The organism is Calidifontibacillus oryziterrae (genome assembly GCF_000331575.1).
GTDB lineage: Bacteria > Bacillota > Bacilli > Bacillales > Bacillaceae_J > Calidifontibacillus_A > Calidifontibacillus_A oryziterrae.
This window is the reverse complement of sequence record NZ_KB223527.1, coordinates 1,308,755-1,331,962: the sequence shown is the minus strand read 5'-3', so window position 1 is coordinate 1,331,962 and position 23,208 is coordinate 1,308,755. Positions and strand designations below refer to the sequence as shown.

The 23,208-nt window shown below is 37.1% G+C and carries 22 protein-coding genes and 3 riboswitches; all 22 genes read left to right on the top strand.

Features of this window, described 5'->3' with window-relative positions:
- Window positions 1-42 precede the first annotated feature (42 nt).
- The 22 genes from D612_RS0115145 to D612_RS19120 all read left to right on the top strand — a co-directional run bounded on the left by D612_RS0115145 (window position 43) and on the right by D612_RS19120 (window position 23,144).
- Window positions 43-1,827 (top strand): acyl-CoA dehydrogenase family protein, encoded by a 1,785-nt coding sequence (locus D612_RS0115145; RefSeq protein ID WP_017756335.1) that lies wholly within the window; start codon window positions 43-45, stop codon window positions 1,825-1,827.
- Between the two features lie 236 nt (window positions 1,828-2,063).
- Window positions 2,064-2,420, top strand: a complete 357-nt coding sequence (locus tag D612_RS0115140) for an arsenate reductase family protein (RefSeq protein ID WP_017756334.1) — start codon at window positions 2,064-2,066, stop codon at window positions 2,418-2,420.
- A 165-nt stretch (window positions 2,421-2,585) separates the two neighbouring features.
- Complete coding sequence (gcvH, locus tag D612_RS0115135; protein ID WP_017756333.1) at window positions 2,586-2,969, top strand: glycine cleavage system protein GcvH; 384 nt, start codon at window positions 2,586-2,588, stop codon at window positions 2,967-2,969.
- A 128-nt stretch (window positions 2,970-3,097) separates the two neighbouring features.
- Entirely contained in the window at window positions 3,098-3,469 is a 372-nt protein-coding gene (locus D612_RS0115130) for a toprim domain-containing protein (RefSeq protein WP_017756332.1), read from the top strand.
- Window positions 3,462-3,797, top strand: coding sequence for a thioredoxin family protein (locus tag D612_RS0115125; RefSeq protein ID WP_017756331.1), 336 nt, complete (start codon window positions 3,462-3,464; stop codon window positions 3,795-3,797). Before D612_RS0115130 ends, D612_RS0115125 begins: the two co-directional genes overlap by 8 nt.
- Window positions 3,798-3,968: 171 nt before the next feature.
- Entirely contained in the window at window positions 3,969-4,733 is a 765-nt protein-coding gene (sigI, locus tag D612_RS0115120) for an RNA polymerase sigma-I factor (RefSeq protein ID WP_017756330.1), read from the top strand.
- Window positions 4,730-6,127, top strand: a complete 1,398-nt coding sequence (locus tag D612_RS0115115; RefSeq protein WP_017756329.1) for an anti-sigma factor domain-containing protein — start codon at window positions 4,730-4,732, stop codon at window positions 6,125-6,127. Before sigI ends, D612_RS0115115 begins: the two co-directional genes overlap by 4 nt.
- 147 nt (window positions 6,128-6,274) lie before the next feature.
- Window positions 6,275-6,385: riboswitch (SAM riboswitch) on the top strand.
- 164 nt (window positions 6,386-6,549) lie between these two features.
- Complete coding sequence (locus tag D612_RS0115110; RefSeq protein ID WP_017756328.1) at window positions 6,550-7,866, top strand: O-acetylhomoserine aminocarboxypropyltransferase/cysteine synthase family protein; 1,317 nt, start codon at window positions 6,550-6,552, stop codon at window positions 7,864-7,866.
- 141 nt (window positions 7,867-8,007) lie between these two features.
- A riboswitch (SAM riboswitch) is annotated at window positions 8,008-8,123 on the top strand.
- A gap of 109 nt (window positions 8,124-8,232) precedes the next feature.
- Window positions 8,233-9,258, top strand: coding sequence for a methionine ABC transporter ATP-binding protein (locus D612_RS0115105; RefSeq protein ID WP_017756327.1), 1,026 nt, complete (start codon window positions 8,233-8,235; stop codon window positions 9,256-9,258).
- The gene (locus tag D612_RS0115100; protein ID WP_017756326.1) at window positions 9,251-9,919 is read left to right on the top strand and encodes a methionine ABC transporter permease; all 669 of its coding nucleotides are present in this window, start codon (window positions 9,251-9,253) and stop codon (window positions 9,917-9,919) included. Before D612_RS0115105 ends, D612_RS0115100 begins: the two co-directional genes overlap by 8 nt.
- A 25-nt stretch (window positions 9,920-9,944) precedes the next feature.
- Complete coding sequence (locus D612_RS0115095; protein ID WP_017756325.1) at window positions 9,945-10,826, top strand: MetQ/NlpA family ABC transporter substrate-binding protein; 882 nt, start codon at window positions 9,945-9,947, stop codon at window positions 10,824-10,826.
- Between the two features lie 287 nt (window positions 10,827-11,113).
- Window positions 11,114-11,896, top strand: a complete 783-nt coding sequence (sufC, locus tag D612_RS0115090; protein ID WP_017756324.1) for a Fe-S cluster assembly ATPase SufC — start codon at window positions 11,114-11,116, stop codon at window positions 11,894-11,896.
- A 69-nt stretch (window positions 11,897-11,965) separates the two neighbouring features.
- A complete protein-coding gene (gene sufD / locus D612_RS0115085) occupies window positions 11,966-13,261 on the top strand; it encodes a Fe-S cluster assembly protein SufD (RefSeq protein WP_017756323.1) in 1,296 nt (431 codons plus the stop codon).
- Window positions 13,261-14,484, top strand: coding sequence for a cysteine desulfurase (locus tag D612_RS0115080; protein ID WP_017756322.1), 1,224 nt, complete (start codon window positions 13,261-13,263; stop codon window positions 14,482-14,484). The genes sufD and D612_RS0115080 overlap by 1 nt, the downstream gene beginning before the upstream one ends.
- Window positions 14,471-14,920: a Fe-S cluster assembly sulfur transfer protein SufU gene (gene sufU, locus D612_RS0115075; RefSeq protein ID WP_017756321.1), complete on the top strand. Its 450-nt coding sequence runs from the start codon at window positions 14,471-14,473 to the stop codon at window positions 14,918-14,920. The genes D612_RS0115080 and sufU overlap by 14 nt, the downstream gene beginning before the upstream one ends.
- Before the next feature lie 168 nt (window positions 14,921-15,088).
- Window positions 15,089-16,486, top strand: a complete 1,398-nt coding sequence (sufB, locus tag D612_RS0115070; protein WP_017756320.1) for a Fe-S cluster assembly protein SufB — start codon at window positions 15,089-15,091, stop codon at window positions 16,484-16,486.
- A 196-nt stretch (window positions 16,487-16,682) separates the two neighbouring features.
- Window positions 16,683-16,985 (top strand): YunC family protein, encoded by a 303-nt coding sequence (locus D612_RS0115065; RefSeq protein WP_017756319.1) that lies wholly within the window; start codon window positions 16,683-16,685, stop codon window positions 16,983-16,985.
- Window positions 16,986-17,329: 344 nt separating this feature from the next.
- The gene (locus D612_RS0115060) at window positions 17,330-18,430 is read left to right on the top strand and encodes an HD-GYP domain-containing protein (RefSeq protein WP_017756318.1); all 1,101 of its coding nucleotides are present in this window, start codon (window positions 17,330-17,332) and stop codon (window positions 18,428-18,430) included.
- Between the two features lie 49 nt (window positions 18,431-18,479).
- Window positions 18,480-19,235, top strand: coding sequence for a sporulation protein YunB (yunB, locus tag D612_RS0115055; protein ID WP_017756317.1), 756 nt, complete (start codon window positions 18,480-18,482; stop codon window positions 19,233-19,235).
- Between the two features lie 114 nt (window positions 19,236-19,349).
- Window positions 19,350-19,537, top strand: a riboswitch (Lysine riboswitch).
- Between the two features lie 127 nt (window positions 19,538-19,664).
- Window positions 19,665-21,233: a Na+/H+ antiporter NhaC family protein gene (locus D612_RS0115045; protein ID WP_017756315.1), complete on the top strand. Its 1,569-nt coding sequence runs from the start codon at window positions 19,665-19,667 to the stop codon at window positions 21,231-21,233.
- A 289-nt stretch (window positions 21,234-21,522) separates the two neighbouring features.
- The gene (locus tag D612_RS0115040; RefSeq protein WP_017756314.1) at window positions 21,523-23,031 is read left to right on the top strand and encodes a sodium-dependent transporter; all 1,509 of its coding nucleotides are present in this window, start codon (window positions 21,523-21,525) and stop codon (window positions 23,029-23,031) included.
- The gene (locus D612_RS19120) at window positions 23,031-23,144 is read left to right on the top strand and encodes a methionine/alanine import family NSS transporter small subunit (protein ID WP_017756313.1); all 114 of its coding nucleotides are present in this window, start codon (window positions 23,031-23,033) and stop codon (window positions 23,142-23,144) included. Before D612_RS0115040 ends, D612_RS19120 begins: the two co-directional genes overlap by 1 nt.
- Window positions 23,145-23,208: the final 64 nt, after the last annotated feature.

Sequence of the window (23,208 nt, the reverse complement as noted above, 5' to 3'; positions counted from 1 at the left end):
AATAAGACAATTAAATTTAAATTATTATGGGAGGAATATAAAATGTCAAAGCAAACTGATAAGTTAATTAAAGGGGCAGAATTTTTAGTTGAAGACTTTTCATACGAGCAAGTGTTTACACCAGAGGATTTTTCTGATGAACATAAAATGATTGCAAAGACAACAGAGGATTTTGTCGTAAATGAAGTGTTGCCAAATGTAGACGACCTAGAGGCTCATAAATTTGAGAAATCAGTTGAACTATTAAAGCAAGCTGGCGAGCTTGGACTATTAGGCGTTGATGTTCCAGAGGAGTACGGTGGACTTGGCTTAGATAAAGTAAGTTCAGCGTTAATTGCGGAGAAGTTCTCTAGAGCGGGTGGATTTTCTATTTCCCATGGAGCTCATGTTGGAATTGGTTCGCTACCAATTGTCTTTTTCGGTAACGAAGAGCAAAAGAAAAAATATCTTCCAGCACTTGCAACAGGCGAGAAGATTGCAGCGTATGCTTTAACGGAACCAAGCTCTGGATCTGATGCTTTAGGCGCAAAAACAACAGCAAAGCTGAATGCAGAAGGAACACATTATATCTTAAATGGAGAAAAGCAATGGATCACTAATGCTGGGTTTGCTGATGTATTTGTTGTATACGCTAAAGTCGATGGCGAGCATTTCTCAGCCTTTATTGTCGAGCGTGAATTCCCAGGTGTATCAACTGGTGCAGAAGAAAAGAAAATGGGTATTAAGAGTTCCTCTACACGAACGCTAATTTTAGAGGATGCACTTGTGCCGAAAGAAAACCTTTTAGGTGAGCTCGGGAAAGGGCATGTGATTGCCTTCAATATTTTAAACGTTGGTCGTTATAAACTAGCGGTTGGAACAATTGGAGGTACAAAGCGCGCACTTGAGCTTGCTGCAAAATATGCAAACGAACGTCAACAATTTAAAACACCGCTTGCTAAATTTGGTTTAATTCAAGAAAAGCTTGCAAATATGGCGACAAAGTTATACGCGCTAGAAAGCTCTGTATGGAGAACGGTTGGATTGTTTGAAGACCGCTTTGCAGCATTATCTGATGAGGAGCAAAAGGACCCTAAAGCAGTGGCAAAGGCAATAGCTGAATATGCGATTGAGTGCTCAATCGGTAAAGTGTTCGGTTCCGAAACATTGGATTATGCTGCCGATGAGGGTGTACAAATTCATGGTGGTTATGGATTCATGGCAGAGTACGAGATTGAGAGAATTTATCGTGATTCTCGTATTAACCGTATTTTTGAAGGAACAAACGAAATTAACCGCATGATCGTTCCTGGTACTTTAGTGAAAAAAGCAATGAAGGGTGAACTGCCACTACTCCAAAAAGCACAAGCACTTCAAGGCGAATTAATGATGATGATGCCAGAAGAGGTTGGTGACGGTGTTCTTGAGCAAGAAAAATATTTAGTAAGAAACGCTAAAAAAATTGCCTTGCTTGCTGCTGGAGTAGCTGTCCAAAAATTCGGTCCAGCCCTTGATAAACAACAAGAAATTCTTGTTAATATTGCTGATATTGTCAACAACATTTATGCAATGGAATCTGCTGTATTAAGAACGGAAAAAGCAATTGCGAACAGTGGATTAGAAAAGAACAAGCAAAAAGTGTTGTACACACAAGTATATTGCCAAGAGGCGTTCAATGAAATCGAAGCCCATGCAAAAGAAACAATCATTGCTTCAGAAGAAGGCGATATGTTAAAAATGATGCTTTCTGCACTGCGTAAGCTTACACGTTATACACCAATTAACGTAATCGCGAAGAAACGTGAAGTGGCGGTTGGAATCATTGAGGAACAAAAATATATAGTATAAGTAACAAAATAATTGTAGCTTCGTAGAGCCTTAATGACCAATAAGTAGTTCTGAATCATGGAGAAACAAAACAAATGCAGCTATTAAAAGTCCAAATCACATCGTGATTTGGACTTTTTGCATAAGGGTACCTGATGTCTGTAAGCTAAAAGGATAGACTGATTATCCTTAGAAAAAGTTATGAAATCATACGTCTATATGATAAAATATCTTTAATATGGAAAGGGAGGTTGGAAATGGCATTAACGTTCTATTGGTATCCTAAATGTGGGACATGCCGTAAAGCCAAGAAATGGTTAGAAGCAAACAATATTAACTTTAATGAAATACAAATTGTTGAAAATCCGCCTTCACAGAATGAAATTGCAGAGCTCTATAAAAAAAGTGGATTGGAATTAAAGAAATTTTTTAATACAAGTGGACAAAAATACCGTGAGCTTGGGTTAAAGGACAAGGTTGCTCAAGCTAACGCCGAAGAACTATTCGAATTGTTAGCCTCAGACGGGATGTTAATAAAGCGTCCGATTTTAACAGATGGGACAAAAGTTACTGTAGGTTTTAATGAACAGCAATATAAAGATACATGGTTATAGACTTAAAGTATTAAATAGAAATAAAATATAGGTAGACCTATTGTTCATAAAACACCAAGAAACTGGTTTCAATGAATGTATATTTATTATTTATTAAACAATGGTTATATCTTGTCCTTTTAGGAAAGTATTAAAAAGTATAGAACTACATATGGAGGGGTTAGTATGAATTTACCTAAAGATTTACGTTATTCGGAAGAGCATGAATGGGCAAAGGTGGAAGGCGATAAAGTAAGAATTGGAATTACTGATTTTGCACAATCAGAGCTAGGGGATATTGTTTTCGTTGAACTTCCAGAAGTTGGCGCGGAGCTTACCGCTAATGAACCATTTGGGAGTGTTGAATCTGTTAAAACAGTATCAGAGCTATATGCACCTGTAAGTGGAAAAGTGGTTGAAATTAACGAAGAGCTTGAGGATAGTCCAGAATTGGTCAATGAAGCTCCGTATGAAAAGGCGTGGATGATTGTTATAGAGCCATCTGATATGTCTGAATTGGATAATTTAATGACAGCACAAGCATACGAGGAAATGATTAACGAAGATTAACCAAATAGTCTAGGAGATTAAAATTCAAAAGAATATATTTTCAAAGCGCGGCGTTTGTCTTGAATGGCAGGCGGCGCGTTTTTGTTATAACATGTAAAATAAGTATAATTTTTTAGGGTGGGAAATTAATGAAACATACAGAACCACAAAAAGTAATTATTGTTGAAGGAAAATCAGATAAGAATAAAATTGCCCCAATCATTTCCGAACCGATCGAAATTATTTGCACAAATGGTACTGTCAGCACAGAAAAAATTGAAAATATCGTGGATGAATTTGGATTAGAGTATAAGGATGTATATATATTTGCTGATGCAGACGAAGCGGGCGAAAAGCTTAGAAAACAATTTCAACGTGAGCTTCCTAATGCAACCCACATTTATATTGATAAAGTATATCGTCAAGTTGAAACTACGCCGGAATATCACCTTGCTCTACAATTACTTAGCAAAAATATTGAAGTGCATCCAATATATTTGGAGAAACATAAACATGACTGAAACTACAAAAATGGTGGAAATAGCTAAAGGTCGTTTGGCTGAAATAATTTGCGATCAAGAGGTGCAATTTGTTTATTTTTATACACCTCTTTGTGGGACTTGTCAGCTTGCAGGCAAAATGATTGAAATAGTAAGCGAGACGATTCGCGATATCATATTCTATAAATGCAATGTAAATTACACGCCAGTAATTGCGAGGCAGTATGAAATAGAAAGCGTCCCTTGTTTGACAGTGTGGCAAGGTGGAAAAGTCATTGAAAAAATATATGCCTTTCAGTCAGTTACTAACATTTATGATGTTATTATGAAATATAAAAGGAAAAATTAAATCTTAGTCTTTAATCGGCACTAGAGGCAAAGGTGGATAAATCATCCTCATTTACTAGTTAAAATCTAACAACTACTAGTATAGTTATGTTATAAAATTATATATAAATTTAAATTAAACCCCAGAAAAATATATATACTTTCGAATTATTATGGGGAATGAGGTGTAAGCATGGGGCCTATCCGCATAAAATCTTGGTTCAAGAGTAAGCATTCAAAGCTAGGAAGCGATTTAGAAACACAAGTTTCTAAAGCTCAAAATGGGGATGAATGCATTCGCCATGATTTATTAGAACAGTACCGGCCATTTATAAAAAAAGTAGCTTCTAAAGCTTGTAAGCGATATATATCAGAATCTATGGATGAATATAGTATTGGCTTGTTGGCCTTCAATGAAGCGATTGATCAATATGATAAAGAGCAAGGGAATAAATTTCTAACTTTTGCGAGTGTAGTTATACATAGAAGAATTATCGATCATATCCGCAAAGAAAGCAGGCACAATTATGTGTTACTTAATGAGGAAGAGGACGAGGAAGGGAACGTTCAAGAAAATGTAATTGAGAGACGAACATCTATAGAAAAGTATGAAATAGAGCTAGAAAGTAAGGCCCGTGCCGAGGAAATATTCGAATACCAAAAACTACTATTAACCTACGATATTACTTTTGAAGTTTTAACTTCACAATGTCCTAAACATATAGATGCAAGAGAAAATGCTAAAAAAATAGCTAAAGTAGTATATGAAAATCATCATATTCGATCGTATTTGGAAGAAAAACGACGTTTGCCAGTAAGTGAATTAGAAGATATTGTAGCTTGTAGCAGAAAAACGATTGAAAGAAATCGGAAGTATATTATTGCTATGGCGCTAATTTATATAGGTAATTTTACAACCTTAAAATCCTATATTGAGCCAGAGGGGGGATTAAAATGAAAGGTGTTGTGCTGGAAATCAAAAATAGAAATGCCATTGTATTAACAAAGGAAGGATCCTTTGAAAATGTGAAGCTTCAAAATGGTCAGCACGTTGAAGTTGGCGCGGAAATAGTGATGCCAACCAAAACTACTCGTTTTAAAATTGGCTCAAAGTCACTAGCGCTAGCTGCTGCAGCTGCTATTATTGTAATTTTTTTAGCGAGTCAGCTTTTACCATTTAATCTAAATAATAATATGGTTATTGCTGCTTATGTAAACCTAGATATAAATCCTAGTTTGGAGGTAGGGGTAGATAAGCACCTTCATATAGTAGAAGTCACCCCCTTAAATGAAGATGGTCAAAAAATAGTCGATAGCTACGAAGGAGATATTACCGAGTTAACGTTAACACAATTTGTTAATCAAACGATAAATATTGCGAAGCAACAGGGCTATTTAAATGATAAAAAAGATATTTTGTTAACAGCCACAGCAATAGATAAACAAACAGTTGAGACAATTGAAACGAATATTGAAGCAATAAAGCAAGAGGTAAGTGAACAAGGAATCGTGGTAGAGGAATTAATAACAGATGAAAAAACACGTGAGGAAGCAAAAAATGTTGGGATTTCACCAGGAAAGTACGAAATATACAAGCAAGCAGTTCAAACTACAACTCTCACTTTAGAGGAAGCGAAGGATCTTTCCGTTAGTGAAATATACGAAAAGCTGGGTCCGGATAAAAAAGAAAGTGTACTCGAAAATAGTAGAAAAAATGCTGCTATAAATAGTGCTAATAGTAAGGGGAATCAACCAGAAAACAATAATAGTCAAAAAGACTCTAAAATTAACAAAGAGCAAAATATTAAAAACAACACATTAAAACGTAATAATGAACTGAAAAATGGCGGAAAGACTAATAATAACGGCTCAACAAAAAATATTATTGGTCAGGATAAAAAAGCTTCAAATAAAGAAAATAGAAATAACAATAATTCAAGTCCGAAGACAGATTCGACACCGAAATCGGAATCGAATCCTAATGATAATATGAAGGTGGACTTTGAAGCAAATCCAAATTCTAATGGAAATTCGAAGGAGAACATAAAAGCAAACTCGAAAGCGAACGGAAATTCCAAAGTAGACCAAAAAGCAAATCCGAAAGCGAACGGAAATTCCAAAGTAGACCAAAAAGCAAATCCGAAAGCGAACGGAAATACGAAGGCAAACACAAAAGCAAACTCGAAAGCGAACGGAAATTCCAAAGTAGACCAAAAAGCAAACCCGAAAGTGAATGGGAATACGAAGATAGACACAAAAGCAAACCCGAAAGCGAATGGGAATACGAAGATAGACACAAAAGCAAACCCGAAAGCGAACGGAAATTCAAAAACAGACAAAAAAGCTAACTAATTTTGCTCAAATTATTTCTTGGGAAATAATGGCGAAATTTGCTAAAATATTTTTTGAAAAAGTAAATTGACAAAGACCAACTTAGGTGATAAGATTACCATAATTTAAAATGCATTTTAAATTTTTGCTTTCAAAAAGTTAATATTATTCTTATCAAGAGAGGTGGAGGGACTGGCCCTATGAAGCCCGGCAACCGGTTTTTACAAAAAACACGGTGCCAATTCCTACAGAGTGTGTATACACTCTGAAAGATAAGCAGAGACTGTTATTGTTGACCCCTCTTCTTATCGAAGAGGGGTTTTTGGTACTATCAAGCATTATTAGGCTGGTACTATCATCGCAATAGCAAATATCTCTTATCGGGGGCGCTACGTTTTAAAAGAAGGAATATGAAACAAAATTGAAATGGGAGATGATTAGTAATGGGAAAACAAAATTATCGGATTGAAACTTTAGGAATTCACGGGGGATTGCAATTAGACGAAGGGACACGTGCGCAAGGAACAGCCATCTATCCTTCCAATGCCTACTTATTTAAAGATGCAGATCATGCCGCAAATTTATTTTCTTTAGCAGAACCTGGTTATATTTATACAAGAATTCACAATCCAACATGTACTGTCTTTGAAGAAAGGATGGCTTTACTAGAAGGTGGCGTTGGTGCACTATCATTAGCGAGTGGTTCTGCAGCAATTACATTAGCGATATTAAACATAGCTGAAGCTGGAGACGAAATCGTTGCAGCATCAACACTATACGGTGGTACTTATAACTTATTCGCAAACACTCTTCCTAAATATGGAATTAAATTCACATTTGTAGATCCGTCAAACCCAGAAAATTTCCGTGCGGCAATTACTGAGAAAACGAAGGCTATTTTTGCTGAAACAATTGGTAATCCGAGTTTACAAGTTTTAGATGTTGAAGCTGTTGCGAATATTGCTCATGAAGCAGGTGTTCCTCTAATTGTTGACAATACATTTGCTACTCCATACTTATTACGACCTATTGATTTTGGTGCAGACATTGTTGTTCATTCTGCAACTAAATGGATTGGTGGTAATGGAACAACATTGGGTGGTGTTATCGTTGATGGTGGGAAATTTGATTGGAATTCACCAAAGTTCCCAGGTTTTACACAACCTGATCCAAGCTATCATGGCCTTGTCTATGCAGAAGCGATTGGTGCTGCGGCTTTCATTATAAAAGCGAGGGTGCAATTACTGAGAGATATGGGTGCTGCATTAAGTCCATTTAATGCATTCCAACTAAGCCTAGGGCTTGAAACGTTACATGTTCGGATGAAAGAGCATATTGCCAACACAAGAAAGGTTGTTGAATACTTAGAAAACCATCCTGCTGTTGAATGGGTACTATATCCTGAGCTTGATAACCACCCAGCAAAACAATTAGCGGAAAAATACTTACCAAAAGGTGCAGGATCTGTCGTTGTGTTTGGAATTAAAGGTGGACGTGAGGCAGGTGCAAAATTAATTAACAGTGTTGAATTGTGGTCACATGTTGCGAATGTGGGTGATGCAAAGAGCTTGATTATTCATCCTGCAAGTACAACACATTCACAATTGAACTCTGAAGATTTGAAAAAATCAGGCGTTTCAGAGGACTTAATCCGTCTATCTATCGGTATTGAAAATATTGATGATATTTTAGACGATTTAGAGCAAGCGATTGAAAAAGCAACAGGTATTGCTTCTAACCGTGTTCAATTATCAAATTAGTTAACTTGTTCGTTAATGATGGTATAACGCATCAAATTATAATTGAGATATAGTATTGACACCTTATTCTATCCATGCTAAACTTCATCCGTGCTCATGTTCTAGTCGTTCGGTACGTTTTAATAGAATAAAAATGATATACTCTTATCAAGAGAGGTGGAGGGAAGTGCCCGATGAAGCCCGGCAACCGTCAAGGTCAAGTTTGACCCTGAAATGGTGCCAATTCACACAAAGTATCCAACTTTGAAAGATGAGAGGAAAGCTATTTTATGCCTTTCCACTTATCTGTGGAAAGGCTTTTTGTAATTGCGTACCTTTAATAACTAACAAGTCGAAAACTGAAATGAGAGAAGGTGAAGGGACAGCATGATTAAACTAAGGGGAATTGAAAAGGTTTTTAAATCAGCCAGTGGTGATGTTAAAGCAGTTGATAACGTGGATTTAACAATTAATCAAGGCGAAATATATGGCATTATCGGTTATAGTGGTGCAGGAAAGAGTACATTAATTCGATTGTTAAATAGACTTGAAGAGCCTACAGCTGGAGCTATTGAAGTTGCAGGTAGAGACTTGACCAATATTAGTGGTAGTGAATTACGAAAGGCACGCCAAGAAATTGGGATGATTTTCCAACACTTTAACCTTCTGTGGTCAAGGACAGTTCGTGATAATATTGCTTTTCCATTAGAAATTGCTGGAGTAAGTAAAGCAGAACGGATCAAAAGGGTCAATGAATTAATAAATCTAGTTGGTCTCGAGGGTCGTGAAAATGCGTATCCTTCGCAATTAAGCGGTGGTCAAAAACAGCGTGTTGGTATTGCAAGAGCGTTAGCCAATCGCCCTAAGGTTCTTTTGTGTGATGAAGCAACATCAGCCCTGGATCCGCAAACGACAGATTCGATTTTAGATTTGCTAGTCGATATTAATGAAAAGCTGGGGTTAACAATTGTATTAATTACGCATGAAATGCATGTTATTCGCAAAATCTGCCATCGTGTTTCGGTTATGGAAAATGGTAGGATAGTTGAACAAGGTCCAGTGCTAGAAGTGTTTAGGAAGCCTACCCAAGCGATTACAAAAAGGTTTGTGAAACAAGTAACGGAGCCTGAGGAAACAAAAGAAACGATTGAGCATTTGCTATCAAAGTATCCGAACGGACAAGTTATTCAGTTGACCTTTGTTGGCGATGATGCGGAACAGCCATTAATTAATGATATTATTTGCAAATTTAATGTCAATGTAAATATACTTCAAGGCAAAATTTCACAAACACAAAATGGAGCATATGGAACGCTATTTATACATTTAGATGGTGATCATGCTGAAATAGAAAAAGCAATTACCTATATCCACGATCGCAAAGTGGAAGTGGAGGTGATTGTAAATGATTGAGAGTTTACTTCCAAATGTAAAATGGGACAACATGTGGGAGGCTACAGTTGAAACCTTGTACATGACAGCTGTTTCCGTTGCTGCAACGTTTTTTCTTGGTATTTTACTCGGCCTACTGCTGTTTTTAACATCAAAAGGAAATATGTGGGAAAACAAACTGATTAATTCAATTGTTGCAGCGTTTGTAAATATTTTTCGGTCAATACCATTTATTATCCTTATTATATTACTCATACCGTTTACGACATTTTTAGTAGGATCAATGTTTGGAGCAAAGGCAGCATTACCAGCATTAATTATCGGGGCCGCCCCGTTTTATGCTCGTATGGTTGAAATTGCTTTGCGGGAAATTGATAAAGGTGTAATTGAAGCTGCAAAGGCGATGGGTGCCAAAACAAGCACCATCATATTTAAAGTATTGTTAGCTGAATCGATGCCAGCACTTGTGTCAGGAATTACCGTTACAGCAATTGCGCTAGTTGGTTACACAGCTATGGCAGGAGTTATCGGGGCAGGCGGTCTCGGAAATTTAGCTTATATGGAGGGGTTCCAACGCAATCATAACGATGTAACGGTAGTGTCAACGATATTAATTTTGATTATTGTATTTGTTATTCAGTTTATTGGTGACTTTGTCACTTCTAAAATAGATAAAAGATAAAAGGAAAAAAGGGAGGCAACAAAAAATGAGAAAATTAATACTTACTTTAAGTGCGTTATTCGTAATTTTTGCACTTGCAGCATGCGGGGGTGGCAACACTACACAAGAAAGTGAAGCTCCTGCGACGGAAAGTCAGGAAGGTACTGAACAACCGGTAGAATCTACAGAGCCAGTTAAATTAGTAGTTGGTGCTTCAAATGTTCCCCATGCGGAAATTTTAGAATTTGCACAACCGCTTTTAGCTGAAAAGGGTATTGAGCTTGAAATTATTACATTCCAAGACTATGTTTTACCAAACAAAGCATTAGAAAATAAAGAAATTGATGCAAACTATTTCCAACACGTACCATATTTAGAAAAACAAAAGAAAGACTTTAAATATGATTTTGTAAATGCAGGCGGCGTGCACATTGAGCCAATCGGCTTATATTCACAAAAATATAAATCTGTTGAGGAGCTTCCGGAAGGTGCTGAAATTATTATGAGTAATTCCATTTCAGACCATGGACGTATTCTATCAATGCTTGAGGAAAAAGGCTTAATCAAGCTAAAAGAAGGCATTGATATAACAGGAGCAACAATCGATGATATTGTAGAAAACAGTAAGAATTTGAAATTTATAGCTGATGTAGAACCAGGTCTTTTGCCAAAAGCCTATTTAAACGGTGAAGGCGATGCGATGTTAATTAACTCAAATTATGCTTTGGATGCTGGCCTAGATCCAGCGAAAGATCCGATTGCAGTTGAATCACCTGAAAACAATCCGTATGTAAACCTTGTAGCAGTTCGGTCAGGGGATGAGAGCCGTGAGGAGATTAAAACTTTAATTGAAGTTTTACAATCAGAAGAGATTGCAGCATTTATAAATGAAACATACAATGGTGCCGTAATTCCGGCTGCACAATAATAGATCGAATTAACTTTACTTTACGTACTTTAGAAAAGTGGTCTGATTTTACCATCAGATCACTTTTTACTTTTTATTTAAAATGTTTTATCATAGGAAGGTGGTCTTTTCATACATAGAGCGTATTTTTTAAACATTTTTGTTTAAAAAATATATTTTCATAAATCTTGTAGGTTGATATGTTTTTTCAGATGTTATAAGATTAGAATGAGAATAGATTGAGAATGAAAAGTCATTTATTTTAAACGTTGAAAATAAAGGGCTACGATAAAATTGGAGGTATATTCATGGCGTCAACTTTATCAATTAAAGATCTACACGTTGAGATTGAAGGCAAGGAGATATTAAAAGGTGTAAACCTTGAGGTTAAAGGTGGAGAAATCCATGCGATTATGGGGCCTAACGGAACAGGTAAATCCACGTTAGCATCATCTATTATGGGGCATCCAAAATATGTCGTTACAAAAGGCAGTATTGAATTAGATGGTCAAAACGTGTTGGAGATGGAAGTCGATGAGCGTGCGCGCGCTGGCTTATTTCTAGCAATGCAATATCCAAGTGAAATTAGCGGTGTAACGACTTCAGATTTTTTACGTTCAGCTATTAACGCTCGTCGTGGTGAAGGTAATGAAATTTCTCTTATGAAATTTATAAAAACAATGGATAAAAATATGCAATTTTTAGATATGGATATTAATATGGCTCAACGCTATTTAAACGAAGGCTTTTCAGGCGGTGAGAAAAAGCGTAATGAAATTTTACAATTAATGATGCTGCAACCGAAAATTGCAATTTTAGATGAGATCGATTCTGGTTTAGATATTGATGCCCTAAAGGTTGTTTCGAAGGGAATTAATGAAATGCGCAACGAGGATTTTGGATGTTTGATGATTACCCACTATCAACGTCTTCTAAATTATATTACGCCTGATATTGTTCATGTCATGATGCAAGGGCGCGTAGTCAAATCTGGTGGTCCAGAGTTAGCTGAGCGTCTAGAGGCTGAAGGCTATGACTGGATTAAAAAAGAACTAGGGATTGAAGACGAAACTGTAGAGCTAGAAGCGTAATAGAGATTGTTCTAAGCCTGATTTATTAAATTGGTTTTGAATAACCTCTAATAGTGAGGAGGACAATTGATGACAGTAGATATAAAGCTTCCATACGATGCTGCGTATGTAAGTAATTTTTCAAAGGAACGTGGGGAACCTGAATGGTTACTTTCTATGAGGCTTCATGCTTTGGAGAAGATTCAAGTGCTGCCATTACCACGGCCTGATAAAACGAAAATAGATAATTGGAACTTTACTAAATTTAAACATGGACATAAGGATGAAATGATTAACTCTGTTGATGAGTTACCAGCAGAAGTAAAAGCGTTAGTTGATTCAAAAATTAAAACTTTACTGATCCAACGTAACGGTTCCTTAGCCTATGCTGTGATTTCTGAAGAGGTTGCAAACAAAGGTGTTATTATAACCGATATGCAAACAGCAGTAAAAAGACACAGCGAGCTTTTGCAAAAATATTTTATGACAAAAGCAGTAAAACTGGATGAACACAAATTAACAGCTTTACACGCTGCGCTTATAAACGGTGGGACATTTATTTATGTACCAAAGAACGTTAAAGTAGAAGAGCCAATTCAAGTAATTAATTGGCAGGATAGTGAATTTGCATTGTTTAACCATGTAATTTTGATAGCAGAAGATAACAGTTCTTTAACATATATAGAAAATTACTTATCTAGCAGTGAGAAAGAAAATATCGCTAATATCGTTGCAGAAGTTATTGTAGGAGAGAATGCTACGATACATTACGGTGCTGTTGACCATTTTGCTAAAGGAATGACAACATATGTCAACCGTCGAGGTGTTGTCGGACGGGATGGACGTCTTGAATGGGCTTTAGGTCAAATGAATGATGGTAATACAATTTCTGATAACACAACAAATTTAAAAGGTGACGGTTCTTTTGCTGATTCCAAAACAGTAGTTGTTGGTCGCGGTGAACAAAGACAAAATTTCACAACGAAAATTATTCATTTTGGCAAGCATTCAGAAGGCTTTATTTTAAATCATGGTGTTGTAAAGGATGAAGCTGCTACGATTTTTAATGGTATTGGCAAGATTGAACATGGTGCATCTAAGTCAAATGCTGAACAAACATCACGAGTATTAATGTTAAGTGAAAAAGCGCGCGGTGATGCGAATCCGATTTTATTAATTGACGAAGATGATGTTATGGCAGGTCATGCTGCCTCAGTAGGCCGTGTTGATCCTGTACAGCTTTATTATTTGATGAGTCGTGGAATCCCTCGCAAGGAAGCTGAACGTTTAATCATTCATGGTTTCCTATCACCTGTTGTCAATGAACTAGCAATTGATAGTGTGAAGAGTCAATTAATTGAAGTCATTGAAAGGAAAGTACGCTAATGAATATTCAAGAAATTCGCAAGCAATTTCCCATACTCCACCAACAAGTTAATAATAATCCGCTAGTGTATTTAGATAATGGCGCGACATCTCAAAAGCCAATCCAAGTGATTGAGGCTGTAGATCGTTATTATCGTGAATATAATTCTAATGTTCATCGTGGCGTACATACGCTTGGAACATTAGCAACAGATGGTTATGAAGGAGCTCGGGAGAAGGTTCGTAAGTTTATTAATGCTAAATCTTCAGCGGAGGTTATTTTTGTTCGCGGTACAACAACAGCTATTAATACAGTCGCTGCTAGCTATGGACGTGCGAATTTGGGAAAAGGCGATGAAATCGTGATAACACCAATGGAGCACCATAGCAATATTATTCCATGGCAGCAGGTTGCGAAAACAACTGGGGCGACATTGAAATATATTCAACTGCAAGAGGATGGCACGATTTCTTTGGATGATGTTGAGAACACAATAACAGCCAATACGAAAATAGTATCTGTGATGTATGTTTCGAATGTTCTTGGCACAATCAATCCAATTAAAGAAATTGCAGCGATTGCACATAAAAATGGTGCGGTAATGGTTGTTGACGGTGCCCAAAGTACGCCTCACATGAAGGTGGACGTTCAAGATTTAGACTGTGACTTTTATGCGTTTTCTGGCCACAAAATGTGTGCACCAACAGGGATTGGCGTTCTTTATGGAAAGAAAGCATTGCTAGAAAAAATGGAGCCTATTGAATTTGGCGGAGAAATGATTGATTTTGTAGACTTATATGATTCTACATGGAAGGAGCTGCCTTGGAAATTTGAAGGTGGCACACCAATAATCGCTGGTGCGATTGGCTTAGGAGCAGCAATCGACTTTTTAGAAGGAATCGGTTTAGATAATATTGCGGACCATGAACATAAGCTTGCACAGTATGCGCTTGAACAGTTGGGTAAAGTTGAAGGTGTGACAGTTTATGGACCGAAGCATCGTGCTGGTCTTGTAACCTTCAATCTTGATGATGTCCATCCGCACGACGTAGCAACCGTACTTGATGCTGAAGGGATTGCGGTACGGGCAGGTCATCACTGCGCCCAACCGTTAATGAAGTGGTTGAAGGTTTCAGCAACAGCTCGGGCAAGCTTCTACTTATATAATACTGAAGAAGAGGTTGACATTTTTGTGAAAGGGTTAACCAAAACAAAGGAGTATTTTGGAAATGTCCTCTATTAATAGAAATATAAATTTGGATACACTTTATCGCCAGGTTATTATGGATCACTACAAAAATCCACGTAACCGCGGGGAGATGGAAGATGGAGATGTAACAATTAACATGAATAATCCAACCTGTGGCGACCGAATTCAATTGCAATTTAAAGTTGAAGACGGGATTGTGAAAGATGTGAAATATGACGGAGAGGGCTGTTCCATCAGCATGTCTTCAGCTTCGATGATGACACAAGCGATAAAGGGCTTAGAAATTGAAAAAGCTTTGAAGCTATCGAAGATTTTTTCCGAAATGATGCAAGGAAAAGAGTTTGAGGATAACGATGACCTTGATTTAGGAGATATTGAAGCGCTATCGGGCGTGGCGAAGTTCCCAGCACGGATCAAATGTGCAACGTTGGCTTGGAAAGCGATGGAAAAAGGTCTCGGTAACGAATGATAAGCTGCATTACGTTGTCAACTGCGCTTTTTCTGAGTTACTCATATACCCTTCCAAATGTACACTTTGTTACTCGAAAGCTTGTTTTCTAGTACTGCTTGCTTCAAATTTGTTATTTTTGGGGGTACTAAATTGTTGTATCAACTAGCATAAGGAGGGACCTTAACGATGGCAAAAAAAATGCCGGATATCGGTGATTATAAATACGGCTTTAAGGATAAGGACGTATCTATTTTTAGATCAAAACGTGGTCTTACGAAAGAGATTGTTGAAGAAATCTCAAAGATGAAAAACGAGCCGCAATGGATGCTTGATTTTCGTTTAAAATCATTAGACTTATTTTATAAAATTCCAATGCCACAATGGGGTGGCGATTTATCAGAATTAAATTTTGATGAAATTACGTATTATGTAAAACCTTCTGAGAAGTCGGAAAGGTCATGGGATGAAGTACCTGAAGAAATCAAAAATACGTTTGATAAGTTAGGAATCCCTGAAGCAGAGCAAAAGTATTTAGCAGGGGTGTCTGCCCAATACGAATCTGAGGTAGTCTATCATAATATGAGAAAAGACCTTGAGGAATTAGGAATTGTCTTTAAGGATACAGATTCTGCGTTGCGCGAAAACGAAGATATTTTCAAAGAGTACTTCGGAACAGTTGTTCCACCTGCAGACAATAAGTTCGCGGCTCTTAATTCAGCTGTTTGGTCAGGCGGATCATTCATTTATGTTCCAAAGGGTGTGAAATGTGAAACTCCACTTCAAGCATACTTCCGTATTAACTCTGAAAATATGGGACAATTTGAGCGGACATTAATTATCGTTGATGATGATGCTTCCGTTCATTATGTTGAAGGTTGTACTGCACCTGTCTATACAACACATTCACTTCATAGTGCTGTTGTTGAGATTATTGTTAAGAAAAACGCTAGCTGTCGTTATACGACGATTCAAAACTGGGCGAACAACGTCTTTAATCTCGTTACGAAGCGTACTACGGTTGATGAAAACGGGATTATGGAATGGATTGACGGCAATATTGGTTCAAAGCTCACGATGAAATATCCTGCTTGCATTTTGAAGGGTGAGGGTGCCCGAGGATTAACATTATCGATTGCAATTGCTGGAAAAGGACAGCACCAAGATGCAGGTGCGAAAATGATTCATTTAGCGCCAAATACATCATCAACGATTGTCTCAAAATCAATTTCAAAGCAAGGTGGAAATGTAACATATCGTGGGGTTGTTTACTTTGGACGTAAGGCAGACGGTTCTCGTTCTAATGTCGAATGTGATACGCTAATAATGGACAATAAATCAAAATCAGATACTATTCCGTATAATGAAATTTTAAACGAAAATATTTCGCTTGAGCACGAAGCGAAGGTTTCGAAAGTATCTGAAGAGCAATTATTCTACTTGATGAGTAGAGGAATCTCTGAACAAGAAGCAACTGAAATGATCGTAATGGGCTTTATTGAACCATTTACGCGCGAGCTTCCAATGGAATACGCAGTTGAAATGAACCGCTTAATCAAATTCGAGATGGAAGGTTCTATTGGTTAACAAATATAATATGCTACTCAAAACTCGAGGCTGGAATACCGGTCTCGAGTTTTTTGTTGTTTAGGTGCTAGGGCGGTGTCCATAGAGGTAGCCATAGAGGTTCCTGACCCCGGCAAAAAATGGAAAACGGACAAACACCCACACGTTTTTTTGAGTTGGACATAAAGTATAGTGGAAAGGAGAGTGCTAGAGAAGCATGATTAAAATGGAGCCGATTAAAATAAATGATCAACAATTTACTGCGATTACCGTGGCATTACCGAAAACCAATTTATTGGCAGTAGCTTGTGATAATGGCTATATAATGTGTGGGGCTTTAGATATTGGGTTGTTAAATGAAAAGTTGAAGGATAGAGGGATTATTGCTGGTCGTGCTGTTGGGGTGCGAACAATTGAACAGCTGTTAGAAGCGCCGTTAGAGTCAGTTACTATCGAGGCCGAAAAACACGGAATTACAGCTGGCATGATTGGGAAGGAAGCTATGCTAAAAATGCTTTAGTGATATGGTTTTGAAAGAACTCTTACAATATTTGAGAAAATGTGACAAAAATATACAAATTATTTCCTGTTGGTTCTGTTTGATATGTTATTCGTCAACAGGATTTTAAATTCCCCCTAAGTAAATGCTACTAGAATAGTAATAATGGTAAATATTTTGTAAGTTAATTATACAAACAAACCCATTTTTCTACAAGATTCGATAAATTTCGAAATGTGTAGACAATTTTAGTATAATATCAATTATACTAAATAGAAAATATATAGACGTGAGTTATTGAAACTGGCATCAGGTTAATAACAAGCAAACACTCATGAATAGCTTCAACTTGGGGAAGGAAATATATGAGATTAATATCAACGAATTATCTACAAGAAAACATGACATTAGGGAAGTCAATTTTTAATGAAAAATGGCAGGTTCTTATAAGTGAGGGTGTACCACTAACTAAACGAATGATTGATCGTTTAATAGACCTAGGAATTACCTATGTATACATCGAGGATCCACAAACTGATGATATAGAGATACATGAGCCAATTTCTGAGCGCTCTCGTAGAGAAGCGATCGAAACGATACAGGAAACCTTTGATATTGTCAAGGATGAGCGACGGTTAGCGAAAACCTTTGTTTTTGATAGGCTTGCTAAGAAGTTTTCGATTGTTGTAAGGGATATTTTGTCACAAGTGAAAAGTCACAAAGATGTAATTTCTTTATTAGCTGATGTTTGCGCATATGACAATTATATTTTTACACATTCTTTAAATGTTACGATTTATTCCCTTGCTTTAGGAATGGAGCTTAATTTGTCCTATAGGCAATTAGAAGAACTTGGGATGGGAGCGATGCTTCATGATGTTGGAAAGCGGGTCGTACCTTCAGAAATCTTATCCAAGCCGGGAAAGCTAACAAATGATGAATTTGATGTCATAAAAAAGCATGCCGAAGATGGTTTTAGTTTGTTGCGCCACGTTCCTAACATTCCGTTAACAGCAGCCCATTGTGCTTATCAGCACCATGAAAGATTGGATGGGAGTGGATATCCGCGTGGTTTAGCCGGTGCAGATATTCATTATTATAGTCGAATATTAGCGATTGCGGATGTATACGATGCTGTTACATCCAATCGTGTATATCGAAAGGCGATGCTTCCGCAAGAAGGTCTTGAAATATTGTATGCGGGGGCGGGCACTAAATTTGAGATCCATATGGTAGAAGCATTTAGACGTGCAATTGCTGCTTATCCTGTAGGGTTAACCGTTCGCTTAAGTGATGGTCGAAGGGGTGTTGTTATTCGCCAAAATCCCGGCTTAAGTGATCGCCCGGTAATAAGGATTTTTGATCATGATGGAAAAATTATCGAAGCAACGTATGAGCTGGATTTAAAGGATGAATTAGCAGTAGTTATCGTTGAGACTGATACTTCTTTAATGTCTAAAAAATGAAATAGTCCCCCCTTTTCAAACATACACTTGTTTAGAGGGGGGATTTCCATTGGCGAGAATAAAGAGGCGCTTACCCCGAAAAGGACCTTTGCCTTTTCGATATGTTTTTATAATTACATTCATAATTTTTTTTCTATTCACTTTTCAAGGCTTGTGGATCATTAATAAAGGAATACAGCCTACTTTAATGAGCATAGCCGAAAGTAAGACACACCAAATTGCTACGATGGCCATCAATGAAGCCGTTTATAATAAACTTTTAGAGGACGAAAATATTGAAGAGTTAGTGATAATAGAAAAATCTGAAGATGGTAGAGTATCTACGATTGGCTGGAATACGGCGGTAATGAGGAGTTTCCTAAAGGAAGTGACAAATACTGTTCAAACCTATTTGCATGATATTGAAGAGGGCATAGTTCCGCCACCGGCGTTGTCACCTGATGAGGGTCAAGTGCCATCAAAATCGAAGCAAAAAGGTGTTATTGTCGAAATACCTTTAGGTCAAGCTACACAAAATGTTCTATTAGCTAACCTTGGTCCAGTCGTCCCGGTACGATTATCCGTTGTGGGTGATGTGAATACTGATGTTGTAAAAAATCTAACCGAGTGGGGCATTAATAATATGTTACTAGAGCTTTTCATCTTAGTCGAGGTTAATGTTCGCGTTACCATTCCGTTTGAGTCTTCAACTGTTAAGGTATCAACGCAAATACCTTTAGATATCCGTGGAATTCATTCAGAGGTACCTTATTTCTATAATACCGGTGAAGGTGGAGAGGCTTCCATTGAAGCGCCATTACCATAATAAAAATAAAGATATGTTCCATTGTTCTATAAAAATTCTCGTTGCGGAATGGTTAGTATTCTTGTATACTATATTGGAATATCAATAAAACTAAATACATCGACCTTATCATTGCGATGGGGTAGAGGTGCATGTAACATTAGTAACTAGTATGAGGATGACAACGATGATTGCTAGCGAAAGGGTTGCGTGCCGAAGTAGAATTTGATGTCGGATCATTTTCTACTGGTATTACTTTAAATAAGAGTAATATTGTCGCTGTAAACATCAATTTAAGTTCACGGCGGAGAGCTACTGATCGGGATGGAGGATAACATGACATTACAGAGGTAATGATAGGTTATTTTCTATCGTTAGCTCTTTTTTATTTTTTAATGGTATTTCAATATTATAGTAGGGATTTAATAACCAAATTGAGGAGGCTAAGCGATGGAAGGGACAGTATTTTCATTATTACCACCACTAGTGGCAATTGTGATGGTTATCTTAACAAGAAAAACCTTATTGTCACTCGGTGTTGGAATTTTAACAGGGGCCTTGTTGCTAAATGATTTTTCGGTAATAGGAACACTTGATACGATTATGAAAAGCGCTATCGAAATTTTTGCTAGTGTAAACGAGGAAACAAGTGCATTTGAAGCGAATACGTGGAATATATACATTATTTTATTCTTATTGCTTTTAGGTATTATGACAGCCTTTATCTCGATAACAGGTGGCAGCCGTGCTTTTGGAGAATGGGCAATGAAACGTGTGAAAACAAGAATGGGAGCACATGTAGTTACGGTGTTTTTAGGTATTATAATTTTTATTGATGATTATTTCAATGCTCTAGCAGTGGGGCAAATAAGTCGCCCGCTAACTGATCGTCATAAAATTTCAAGAGCAAAACTAGCTTATTTAATAGATTCAACCTCTGCGCCGGTTTGTGTGATATCGCCCATTTCGAGCTGGGGCGCATATATAATTGCTTTAATAGGCTCCTTGTTAGTCACTCATCAAGTTGCCGATGTGAGTGCGTTTTCGGCTTTTGTTCAAATGATTCCTATGAATTTATATGTTATTGCAGCATTTATTCTAATATTCGCTGTCAGTATTTTTAATATCAATATTGGAGCGATGAAAGTTCACGAAGCTCGTGCATTAAAAACAGGAGAGGTTGTTGATCCCGAACGGAAGGACATACCAGGAGAATTAAAAGGGGATTTACCGGTTAGTAATAAAGGCAAAATTGCTGATTTAGTGATCCCTATTGTGGTGCTTGTTATTGGAACGGTTGGTTCGATGTTTTTAACAGGGGCAAAGGCAACAGAAGGGACCGTTACAATTTTAGCTATTTTTGAGAATACGGATGTTGCTACATCACTTTTTTATGGTGGTATTATTGGTGTTATTGTAACGATATTCATGTACTTAAGACACAATATGAGGGCAGCTGTTTTGCCAAAAGGTGTTTGGGAAGGAATTAAATCAATGCTCCCTGCAGTTTATATATTGTTATTTGCTTGGGTCATTATTGATATAATCGGCTCTTTAGAAACAGGGAAGTATTTAGCGGGGATTGTAGAGAATTCAAATATGAATATATCGTATTTACCAGCAATATTATTTGTTATTTCTGGACTGATGGCGTTTGCAACAGGGACAAGCTGGGGGACATTTGGTATCATGCTACCGATAGCTGGAGATATTGTTGCGGCTACGGACATTACTCTATTGTTACCCACATTAGCAGCCGTTCTAGCTGGTTCAGTGTTTGGTGATCATTGCTCACCAATTTCTGATACAACTATACTGTCATCTACAGGAGCGGGTAGCCATCATATCGATCATGTTCTTACACAATTACCGTACGCACTCACTTCAGCACTAGCTGCATGTATTGGTTATATAATAACTGGTATAACAAATAGCTGGGTAACAGGGATGATCTCCACTATTGCAATAGTTGTAATGATTATTATACTACTATTAAAACGAACGAGGATTGCGTCGTAATTAGAAAAGGTGAAGGGTCATACGTCCTTCGCCTTTTTTAATTATGATTACAGTAAAATATAAACAAAAATTCCGTATTTATCAAGTGGTGCAATTAGTAAAACTAACCTATGTTGCTATAGTTTTCTTCAGATAAAATTGCAAGAATGTTTTGACATTATAATGCTATATAGATATACTAAAAATAACTTTTAAAATTATCTGAAAAAAGTTAATAATTAAATTCCTTTTCTTGAAAAAGTAGTTTTGGAATTTAACGAGTAGCAATTGATGAGGAGGTTTTTTAAAAATGGAAGATCGACAACAATGGGGTACACGAGCAGGGTTTATTTTGGCGGCAATAGGTTCCGCGGTTGGTTTAGGGAATATTTGGAGATTTCCAGCAGTAGCCTATGAAAATGGTGGTGGAGCATTTTTTATACCATATTTATTTGCTTTATTAACTGCTGGTATTCCTTTATTAATACTAGAATTTACGTTAGGTCATAAATTTCGCGGATCAGCTCCATTGACGTTTGCGAGATTAAATAAAAAGGCTGAATGGATTGGTTGGTGGCAGTTAGGGGTATCTTTTGTTATTTCAACGTATTATGCAGTTATTATCGCATGGGCAATGTCATACAGTATTTTTGCATTTAAACAAAGCTGGGGCACAGATACAGAGAGCTTTTTGTTTGGAGATTATTTAAAAATGTCCGTTGACCCAGGTCAAATGGGTAGTATAGTTCCGAATGTATTTTTGCCGTTAGTACTTGTGTGGGTTGTTGTTTTGGTCATTCTTGTAAAAGGAGTTAAAAAAGGTATCGAGGCAGCGAATAGAATTTTTATTCCATTACTTCTCTTTTTATTCACAATCATTGTTATTCGTGCCATTACATTACCTGGAGCAGCAACCGGATTAAATGCGTTTTTCCAACCAAATTGGGATAAAATTATGGACGGCAGCGTTTGGGTTGCAGCTTATGGGCAAATATTTTTCAGCTTATCCATTGGTTTTGCAATTATGATTACTTATGCAAGCTATTTGCCTAAAAAAGGTGATATTACAAATAATGCATTTATTACTGGTTTTGCGAATTCAAGCTTTGAATTATTGGCAGGGATTGGTGTATTTAGTATCCTAGGTTTTATGGCAACGCAGCAAGGAGTAGGTGTTGATGAGGTTGTAGCTGGTGGTGTTGGACTAGCGTTTGTTGTTTTCCCATCGATTATTAACGAGCTCCCAGCATTAAATGGGTTATTTGGTTTGTTATTTTTCGCATCACTTGTATTAGCTGGCTTAACCTCACTTATGTCAATTATTGAGACTTATGTTGCTGGTATTCAAGAAAAGTTTAAAGTAAAGAGGACAACTGCGGTTATTATCGGTGGTGGACTATCAGCGGTTATTTCACTTCTATATGCAACACAAGGTGGCTTAATGTTCCTTGATGTAGTCGACGCGTTTATTAATAACTACGGAGTCGCGTTAGCTGGTTTAGTAGAGGTAGTGGCGATTGCGTGGTTTGTTAAAAATCTAAAAGATCTTAAAAATCATGCAAATGAATTATCAGATATTCGACTTGGAAGTTGGTGGAATATTTGCTTAAGATTTGTGACACCAGTTGTATTAGGTTTTATGATGTTCAAGTCAGTAATGAAGGATATCACAGTTCCGTATGGAGACTATCCAATTGAATTTCTGTTAAAATTTGGCTGGGGTGTTGCAGCGGTAGTCATTATTCTAGGTTTTGTTTTTACAATCAAGAAGTGGGATGTTGCAAAATTAGAAGGATACAATAAGGGGGTATCTAAATAATGGCTGGCAGTGCAATTTTTATGATGTTATTAGGTATGGTTATTCTTTGGGGTGGCTTGGCAGCGAGTATTACTCATGCAGTTAAAAAATCAAAGGCAAAAAGATTATCATAGTAAAAATATTGAGGGTCTGGCGCTTTCGCTAACAGCAATAGTAACCAAGCTGTACAAGAAAGGT

What these genes read in the sequence shown, in the direction of transcription:
- D612_RS0115145 (WP_017756335.1), top strand. Translation starts at nt 43, where the DNA reads ATGTCAAAGCAAACTGATAAGTTAATTAAAGGGGCAGAATTTTTAGTT.
- D612_RS0115140 (WP_017756334.1), top strand. Translation starts at nt 2,064, where the DNA reads ATGGCATTAACGTTCTATTGGTATCCTAAATGTGGGACATGCCGTAAA.
- gcvH (WP_017756333.1), top strand. Translation starts at nt 2,586, where the DNA reads ATGAATTTACCTAAAGATTTACGTTATTCGGAAGAGCATGAATGGGCA.
- D612_RS0115130 (WP_017756332.1), top strand. Translation starts at nt 3,098, where the DNA reads ATGAAACATACAGAACCACAAAAAGTAATTATTGTTGAAGGAAAATCA.
- D612_RS0115125 (WP_017756331.1), top strand. Translation starts at nt 3,462, where the DNA reads ATGACTGAAACTACAAAAATGGTGGAAATAGCTAAAGGTCGTTTGGCT.
- sigI (WP_017756330.1), top strand. Translation starts at nt 3,969, where the DNA reads ATGGGGCCTATCCGCATAAAATCTTGGTTCAAGAGTAAGCATTCAAAG.
- D612_RS0115115 (WP_017756329.1), top strand. Translation starts at nt 4,730, where the DNA reads ATGAAAGGTGTTGTGCTGGAAATCAAAAATAGAAATGCCATTGTATTA.
- D612_RS0115110 (WP_017756328.1), top strand. Translation starts at nt 6,550, where the DNA reads ATGGGAAAACAAAATTATCGGATTGAAACTTTAGGAATTCACGGGGGA.
- D612_RS0115105 (WP_017756327.1), top strand. Translation starts at nt 8,233, where the DNA reads ATGATTAAACTAAGGGGAATTGAAAAGGTTTTTAAATCAGCCAGTGGT.
- D612_RS0115100 (WP_017756326.1), top strand. Translation starts at nt 9,251, where the DNA reads ATGATTGAGAGTTTACTTCCAAATGTAAAATGGGACAACATGTGGGAG.
- D612_RS0115095 (WP_017756325.1), top strand. Translation starts at nt 9,945, where the DNA reads ATGAGAAAATTAATACTTACTTTAAGTGCGTTATTCGTAATTTTTGCA.
- sufC (WP_017756324.1), top strand. Translation starts at nt 11,114, where the DNA reads ATGGCGTCAACTTTATCAATTAAAGATCTACACGTTGAGATTGAAGGC.
- sufD (WP_017756323.1), top strand. Translation starts at nt 11,966, where the DNA reads ATGACAGTAGATATAAAGCTTCCATACGATGCTGCGTATGTAAGTAAT.
- D612_RS0115080 (WP_017756322.1), top strand. Translation starts at nt 13,261, where the DNA reads ATGAATATTCAAGAAATTCGCAAGCAATTTCCCATACTCCACCAACAA.
- sufU (WP_017756321.1), top strand. Translation starts at nt 14,471, where the DNA reads ATGTCCTCTATTAATAGAAATATAAATTTGGATACACTTTATCGCCAG.
- sufB (WP_017756320.1), top strand. Translation starts at nt 15,089, where the DNA reads ATGGCAAAAAAAATGCCGGATATCGGTGATTATAAATACGGCTTTAAG.
- D612_RS0115065 (WP_017756319.1), top strand. Translation starts at nt 16,683, where the DNA reads ATGATTAAAATGGAGCCGATTAAAATAAATGATCAACAATTTACTGCG.
- D612_RS0115060 (WP_017756318.1), top strand. Translation starts at nt 17,330, where the DNA reads ATGAGATTAATATCAACGAATTATCTACAAGAAAACATGACATTAGGG.
- D612_RS0115045 (WP_017756315.1), top strand. Translation starts at nt 19,665, where the DNA reads ATGGAAGGGACAGTATTTTCATTATTACCACCACTAGTGGCAATTGTG.
- D612_RS0115040 (WP_017756314.1), top strand. Translation starts at nt 21,523, where the DNA reads ATGGAAGATCGACAACAATGGGGTACACGAGCAGGGTTTATTTTGGCG.
- D612_RS19120 (WP_017756313.1), top strand. Translation starts at nt 23,031, where the DNA reads ATGGCTGGCAGTGCAATTTTTATGATGTTATTAGGTATGGTTATTCTT.